This window comes from Lentzea indica (assembly GCF_012184385.1).
In the GTDB taxonomy this organism is placed as follows: domain Bacteria; phylum Actinomycetota; class Actinomycetes; order Mycobacteriales; family Pseudonocardiaceae; genus Lentzea; species Lentzea indica.
In genome coordinates this window covers 1-6,205 of sequence record NZ_VSRL01000381.1, presented here as the reverse complement: position 1 = coordinate 6,205, position 6,205 = coordinate 1, and the positions used below count along the sequence as shown (strand labels likewise).

At 69.6% G+C, this 6,205-nt stretch carries 7 protein-coding genes and 1 pseudogene; 1 reads left to right on the top strand and 7 read right to left on the bottom strand.

All coding sequences use genetic code 11. The features are described 5' to 3' along the window. Window positions 1–136: 136 nt before the first annotated feature. On the bottom strand, window positions 137–640 hold the full coding sequence (locus FXN61_RS46410) for a hypothetical protein (protein WP_167980187.1): 504 nt from the start codon (window positions 638–640) through the stop codon (window positions 137–139). Window positions 641–843: 203 nt separating this feature from the next. On the opposite strand from FXN61_RS46410, the gene FXN61_RS46405 reads away from it, so the two are divergent. Next, the gene (locus FXN61_RS46405) at window positions 844–1,860 is read left to right on the top strand and encodes a helix-turn-helix domain-containing protein (RefSeq protein ID WP_167980186.1); all 1,017 of its coding nucleotides are present in this window, start codon (window positions 844–846) and stop codon (window positions 1,858–1,860) included. A 3-nt stretch (window positions 1,861–1,863) separates the two neighbouring features. Here the strand turns inward: FXN61_RS46405 and FXN61_RS46400 are convergent, their stop codons facing one another. The 6 genes and pseudogenes from FXN61_RS46400 to FXN61_RS46375 all read right to left on the bottom strand — a co-directional run. Continuing rightward, window positions 1,864–2,157, bottom strand: a complete 294-nt coding sequence (locus FXN61_RS46400; protein ID WP_167980185.1) for a hypothetical protein — start codon at window positions 2,155–2,157, stop codon at window positions 1,864–1,866. A 164-nt stretch (window positions 2,158–2,321) separates the two neighbouring features. Next, window positions 2,322–3,551: an RNA polymerase sigma factor gene (locus tag FXN61_RS46395; protein ID WP_167980184.1), complete on the bottom strand. Its 1,230-nt coding sequence runs from the start codon at window positions 3,549–3,551 to the stop codon at window positions 2,322–2,324. Further along, a complete protein-coding gene (locus tag FXN61_RS46390; RefSeq protein WP_167980183.1) occupies window positions 3,548–3,871 on the bottom strand; it encodes a YciI family protein in 324 nt (107 codons plus the stop codon). The genes FXN61_RS46395 and FXN61_RS46390 overlap by 4 nt, the downstream gene beginning before the upstream one ends. 36 nt (window positions 3,872–3,907) lie before the next feature. Then, window positions 3,908–4,528 carry a dihydrofolate reductase family protein gene (locus FXN61_RS46385; RefSeq protein ID WP_167980182.1) on the bottom strand — a complete coding sequence of 207 codons (621 nt, stop codon included), beginning with the start codon at window positions 4,526–4,528 and terminating at the stop codon, window positions 3,908–3,910. A 123-nt stretch (window positions 4,529–4,651) separates the two neighbouring features. Next, a complete protein-coding gene (locus FXN61_RS46380; protein WP_167980181.1) occupies window positions 4,652–5,440 on the bottom strand; it encodes a pentapeptide repeat-containing protein in 789 nt (262 codons plus the stop codon). Between the two features lie 10 nt (window positions 5,441–5,450). After that, window positions 5,451–6,205, bottom strand: a pseudogene (locus FXN61_RS46375) (hypothetical protein); the annotation flags it as partial.

Sequence of the window (6,205 nt, the reverse complement as noted above, 5' to 3'; positions counted from 1 at the left end):
CCGGTCTGCCCGGTGGCCGTGACCTGCGGCGCCGAGCCGGACACCAGCGCCGCCAGCACGACGGTCACCACGGCCGCGATCAGACGGCGCGGCCGTTCCGGCGGCGAGACGCCGCCGGAACCGCCCCGGTCGTTGTTCAGTTGCTCAGGCATCGCACGGAAGTCCTGGGCCTCAGGCGCAGGGAGCTGACCTTGTCCTTCAGGTTCTCCGGCAGCCCGTGCACGGTCGCACCAGGGTTCACGCAGAACAGGAAGCCCGAGTGGAACTGCCCGTCGTACCAGTGGCTCTCGCGGTTGCCGGTGGACGAGTTGCTGGCCGCCCACGAGTTGTTGTCGACAGGCTGGCCGGCGCCGTATCCGTCGCCGCCGGAGAACCTGTTGCCGTTGAAGTGGTCGACGGAGTCGAAGTACTCGAACTTCGACGAGTTCACGTCGGAGTAGAACAAGCAGTGGTAGCCGTTGCGGCAGTTGACACCGGCCACCGCCGGGCCGCCCTGCGACGCCGTTCTGGCCTCGGCCGACTTGTCCGGCCTCGGCGCCGCCGGTTCCGCGGTCACCGCGATCGGCGCGGTGAGCATGAGTGCCCCTGCGACCGCTGCGATGATCGCCTGACGCCCGAACAGGGCGGGAGCGAGTTTCATCGAGATCACCCTCAATTGATTGATCGAAAATCTACTGCCGGTCGGCTGACCGCCCCGCAGAGACTTCAGCGAAGAATCGTTGGCGGGCAAGGGTCCGGGGTAACCTGGGACGGTGGGACGCACCCCGCAGCGCTGGGGTGGGAACGCGCGGGACCTGGTGGGACGGGCCTGGGACGCGCGGTGGACCGGGTGGGGGAACTCGCATGCACACCGTTGAGGTGGAGAGACTCGCCGCGTTCCTGCGGATGTTCAAGAACCGCACGGAACGCAGTTATGAATCTTTGGCCAACCGGACCGGCGTGAGCAGCTCGAGCCTGCACCGCTATTGCACCGGCACGAAAATTCCAACCGACTTCGGTTCCATTCAGCGATTTGCCAAAGAATGCGGCGCGACCCAGGAGGAGCTGCGTGAGCTCCACCGGCTGTGGGTGCTGGCGGACGCCGTGCGGCGAGGACAACCCGAACCCGCCGACCCCGCGCCCGCCGACTCCCCACCCGCTGCCGGCCCGCCCGCGCAGGAGCCGCCTCGCTCCCGGTTCCTCCGGCGCCGGCTCGCGGTGATCGGTGCGACGGCGCTCGTTCTCGTGGCGGGCGGGATGACGGTGTTGCTCGTCAGCGCCGGCAGGCAGGCCGGGCCGCCTGCGGTGGACGGCCCGATGCTGTTGTCCTCCGCGTGCCCACCCGTGGTCAGCATGGGCCAGCACGACGAATGCGTGCGGGAGGTTCAGACGCTGCTGTCCCGTGCCGGAGCCAAGATCGAGATCGACGGCGACTTCGGTCCGGCGACACTGCGCCGGGTCACCGCGTTCCAGGTGCTCGCCGACCTGCAACCCCGTGGCGTGGTCGACGAAGCCACGAAACGGGCGCTCTACGACCGGAAGGTCAGCATGGCCGGGTGGTCCCCGGAGCAAGTCGAGCGACGCATCCGGGAGGTCTTCCCCGAGGAGCCGGACCGGGCCGTCGGCATCGCCCGCTGCCAGTCCTTCCTCGACCCGCTGCACGTGCTGACCAACACCAACGGGACCCGCAACTGGGGTGTCTTCCAGCTCTCCGACAGGCTGCTGGCGGAGCTGGGCGGTACCCAGCGGCAGGCGTACGACCCCGAGTGGAACATCCAGACGGCGCGGCGGGCGTGGAGCCGGCACCGGGACTTCCGCGACTGGGAGCACTGCGACCAGCCGTTCCGGACCAGCTCACCGCCGCCGAGCAGCTCGGGGTGACGGTCAGCAGACCTTGCTCGAGTAGGCGCTCCAGCCGTCTTCGCCCAGCGACACGACGCCGAGCGCACGCGTGCAGCGGTTGATCGTGTCCGTTGCCTTCGACCACACCTCGCGCTGGTCGAGCCGGCCGATCACCTTGCCGTGGTCCTTGTTGTCGTTGGTCGTGACGGCGGTGGTGACGTGGAACAGGTCGTGCTTCGCAGCCCAGTCCGCCCACACGAAGACGTAGCCCCAGTTCTTGCCGCAACCCGCGAACTGCTTCACCGACGCGGCGGTCTGGCCGTTGGCGAACTTCACGTACGCGGTCGACCCGATCTGCTGGGCGGACGCACAGCCCGGCGGGGTCTCGGCGTGCGCGACACCGGGCGCGAGCAGCGCGCACCGCGGCGGCGATGATCAGTAGTGCCTTCTTCATGATCAGCACTCTGGCAGCGGTCGCTGACACCGCCCTGACACGGGCGCTACCGCAGTTGATCGCGGCGGCGGGTCAGATAGGCCGTCTCGGCGGTGTTGCCCGCCAGCTCAATGGCTCTGTCGTACGCAGCGCGCGACTGCTGACTGCGGCCCAGCCGGCGCAGCAGGTCGGCGCGAGTGGCGTGGTAGGGGTGATAGTCGGCCAACCTGTGCTCAAGACGGTCCACAGCCGCCAGTGCCACCTCCGGGCCGTCGAGTTCGGCGACCGCGATGGCCCGGTTGAGGGCGATGATCGGCGAGGGGTCGAGGCGGGCGAGCTGGTCGTAGAGGGCGAGCACCTGCGACCAGTCGGTGTCACGGATGTCGCGAGCGGAGGTGTGCACGGCGTTGATCGCGGCCAGGATCTGGTAGCGACCAGGAGCCACCCCGGCGGCGGCAGCGGCCAGGCGCTCACGCACCAGCCGGTGGCCCTCGGCGATCAGCGTCGCGTCCCAGGCCCCGCGATCCTGCTCATCAAGAGCGACGAGCTCACCGCTCGCGGACACCCTGGCGGTGCGGCGGGCCTCGGTGAGCAGCATCAGCGCCAGCAACCCGGCCACCTCACCGTCGTCCGGCAGGAGGGCACGGATCAGGCGAGTGAGCCGGATCGCCTCGGCGGTCAGGTCGTGACGGACCGGATCGGTGTCGGGGCCGGTGGCCAGGTAGCCCTCGTTGAACATGAGGAAGAGGACGGCGAGCACGCCGGTGACGCGCGCGGGGAGATCCTCGGCGGACGGCACCCGATAGGGGATGCGGGCCGCCTTGATCTTGGCTTTCGCGCGGGTGATCCGCTGCCCCATGGCACTCTCGGCCACCAGGAAGGCGCGGGCGATCTCGGGCATGGTCAGACCGCCGACCATGCGCAGTGTCAACGCCAGCCGGGCTTCCATCGCCAGCGCCGGGTGACAGCAGGTGAAGATCAGCCGGAGCCGGTCGTCGTCGATGTCGCCAGGAGGCTCAGGCGAGTCGTACACCATCTGAGCCTCCTTGTGCTTGTCGTCGCGCTTGTTCTCGCGCCGGATCCGGTCGATGGCCCTGCGGGTGGCGGTGGTGGTCAGCCAGGCACCGGGGTTGGGGGGTACGCCATCAGCGGGCCACCGTTCGACGGCGGTCGCGAACGCCTCGGCAGCCGCCTCCTCTGCGATGTCGAGGTCGCCGAAGCGCCTGGTCAGCGTGGCGACCACCCGTGCCCACTCCTCGTGGTGGGCCTGGGTGATCGCCTCCTCGACATCGCTCACAGGAACGGCCGCACCTCGATCTTCCGATCGCAGACCTTCGACGCCTCGGTGGCGAGCTTGAGCGCCACGTCCAGATCGGGGGCCTCCCACACCCAGATCCCGGCGAGGTACTCCTTCGACTCCACGAAAGGCCCGTCGCTGAACACCGCCTGCTCGCCCCGGTTGTCGATGACCGTGGCCGTGTCGGTGTCCGCGAGTCCGCCCGCGAAAACCCAGTAGCCCTCGGCGATCAGTCGTTCATTGAACGCGCTGATGGCAGGACGCCTGTCCGTGCTGCCGGGATTGCTCTTGTCGTCGATCACGGAAACCAGATACTGCATCTGAAGATCATCTCCTGTGGTGTCAGGCACCGCGTGTCAGTTTCCCGGGTACTGCGGGCGCCCGGCCGGCCGGAAGACCTGGATCGTCACGCCCTTCGAGTCGACTCGTGACTCCACCAGGTCGAGCGCGAGATCTGGGCCGGTCTCCGGGTACAGGCGCGCGCCTTGGCCGAGAATCACCGGCATCACGATCAGAGTCATCTCGTCGACCAGGTCGTTCTCCAGCAGCCACCGGACCAGGGTGCCGCTGCCGTGCACCTGCAGCTCGCCTCCCGGCTTGGCCTTCAGGTCTGCGATGGCGGTCGCGAGGTCGTCGGCCAGAACGGTGCTGACCGACCACGCCGGATCCGCGAGCGTGGTCGACGCCACGTACTTGGGCTGGGTGTTCAACGCCAGCCTGACGGGCTCCCAGCCAGGGACGTCCTGTTCCGTCCAGGACCCCCACGACTCGGCGAACAGCTCGTAGGTCCGTCGGCCGAGCAGGAACGCGTCGGCACGCTGGTAGGTCTCCTTGATGAACGCGTGGGTCTCGTCGTCGCCCCTCCCGAGCGCCCATCCGCCGCGCTCGAACCCGTTCCTGCGGTCCTCGTCCGACGCGCCGCCGTTCCCCTGCGTCACTCCATCAAGGGTGATCTGGGTCATGGTCGTCAGCTTCATGATCGGGGTTCCTTCAGCTCGGCGCCGCCCCCTGCGGGCGGCCTCACCCCTGCTACGAACACCACCGCCCCGATCCGACACCGCCGCCCGGAATTCTTCGAAGAACTTTCCTGGGCCCGGTCGTCAGCGACGTTTGCCGGTGCTCGCGTTCCAGTGCGACGGCCTGGTCAACGCCTCGGGCAGCTTCGTCCTCGCGTTGCCGCGCGCGGCGTTGACCTGCGGCTGAGTCAGGAACAGGCAGGTGCCGAGGTCCGCACCCGAAAGATCGGCGCCCCGCAGGTCCGCACCGATCATGTCCGCCCGCGACAGGTCGGCGTTCGTGAGGTCCGCGCCGATCAGGTAGGCGCCGCGGAAGTCGGCGCTGCTGAGGTTCTTGTTCCGCAGGCGCGCACCGATCAGATCCGCGCCCCGGTACGACTTCGCGCTGGTCCGCAGCCGTTCGCTGGTGCGCAGCAGCAGAACGTTCACCTTGGCGCGGATCTCCGCGACGTCGAGCCGCAGGATGTCGTCCGGGTCGGCGGTGGTGTGCCGCTCGACCTCGGCGTAGGCCGTGACGAGGTCGTCGTGCGGGTCGAGCCGCCGCGCTTCGGCCAGGTACCAGAGCAGTTCGTGCAGCTGCCGGACCACGGGGAACACCGCGAACATCTTCTGCCGCTCACCGGTGCGCCAGTCGGTGCCCCCGAACACCGTCTGCGACACCCGCTGACCCGCGCCGAAGCAGTCGTAGACCGTGCAGCCGGCATAACCCTTCTGCCGCAACTGGTCGTGGATGCCGCACCGGTGATCGGCCAGCAGGTTGCGGCACGGCGTGCCCGCGTCTTTGGTGGCCGCGAAATCCGCCGACTTCGCGAACGGCAGCGCGACGCAGCACAACCCGAAACAGTTGGCGCAGTCGCCCTTCAGCTCGTCCATCGCGATCAGCCTACTTCGGCGCCCCCGCCCGCAACGCACGCAGCTCCGCCGCAGCCTCGTCGAGCTGCCGCTCGGCACGTTCCGCACGGGTCAACGTCTGCGTTCGCGCGTCCTCGACGACCGCGAGGGTCTGCCGCACCGCCGCCACCTGCTCGGCGCTCTCCTGCCGGAGCTGCGCGAGCCGGGAGTCGAACTCGCCACGCGACCGCTCCAGCTCCGCACGGGCGTCCGCGGCGGTCTGCTCGGCCCGTTCCGCGCGCACGACGGCCAGGTCACGAGCCTTGGCGGCACGGCTAACGGTCTCGGCGGCCTCCTCACGCACCTTCTCGATCTGGGCAGCGGCATCACCGCGGGCCTGCTCAGCGGCATGGACGGCGGCCGCCGTCTCGGCCCGAGCCTGCGCGATCTCCGCCTGGGCCTCCGCTCGCGCCTGCTCGACCACCGTCCGCGCTTCGGCGCGGACCTGCTCGATCTCCTTGGCCGCCTGCCGCCGTGCCTGCTCAGCGTGCTTCACCGCGTCAGCCCGCGCCTGCTCCGCCGCCTCCAGAGCCTGCCGCACCTTCTCGTCCGCCTCGGCCCTGATCTCCTCGATCACGGCAGCCGCCTGCACCCTGACCTCGGCGATCTCCGCCTCAGCCCGCTCACCGGCGGCCCGCGCCGCCTCCCTGGCTTCATCGCGCTCGGTCAACGCGGCGTCAGCTGCCTCATCGGCTTCCTCCGCCGCCCGCACCGCCTGCTCGGTCGTCTCCTCGGCCGCCTTGCGAG

Excerpts from the sequence above, each read along its gene's own strand:
- FXN61_RS46410 (WP_167980187.1), bottom strand. The coding sequence starts at position 640 with ATGAAACTCGCTCCCGCCCTGTTCGGGCGTCAGGCGATCATCGCAGCG.
- FXN61_RS46405 (WP_167980186.1), top strand. The coding sequence starts at position 844 with ATGCACACCGTTGAGGTGGAGAGACTCGCCGCGTTCCTGCGGATGTTC.
- FXN61_RS46390 (WP_167980183.1), bottom strand. The coding sequence starts at position 3,871 with ATGCAGTATCTGGTTTCCGTGATCGACGACAAGAGCAATCCCGGCAGC.
- FXN61_RS46385 (WP_167980182.1), bottom strand. The coding sequence starts at position 4,528 with ATGAAGCTGACGACCATGACCCAGATCACCCTTGATGGAGTGACGCAG.
- FXN61_RS46380 (WP_167980181.1), bottom strand. The coding sequence starts at position 5,440 with ATGGACGAGCTGAAGGGCGACTGCGCCAACTGTTTCGGGTTGTGCTGC.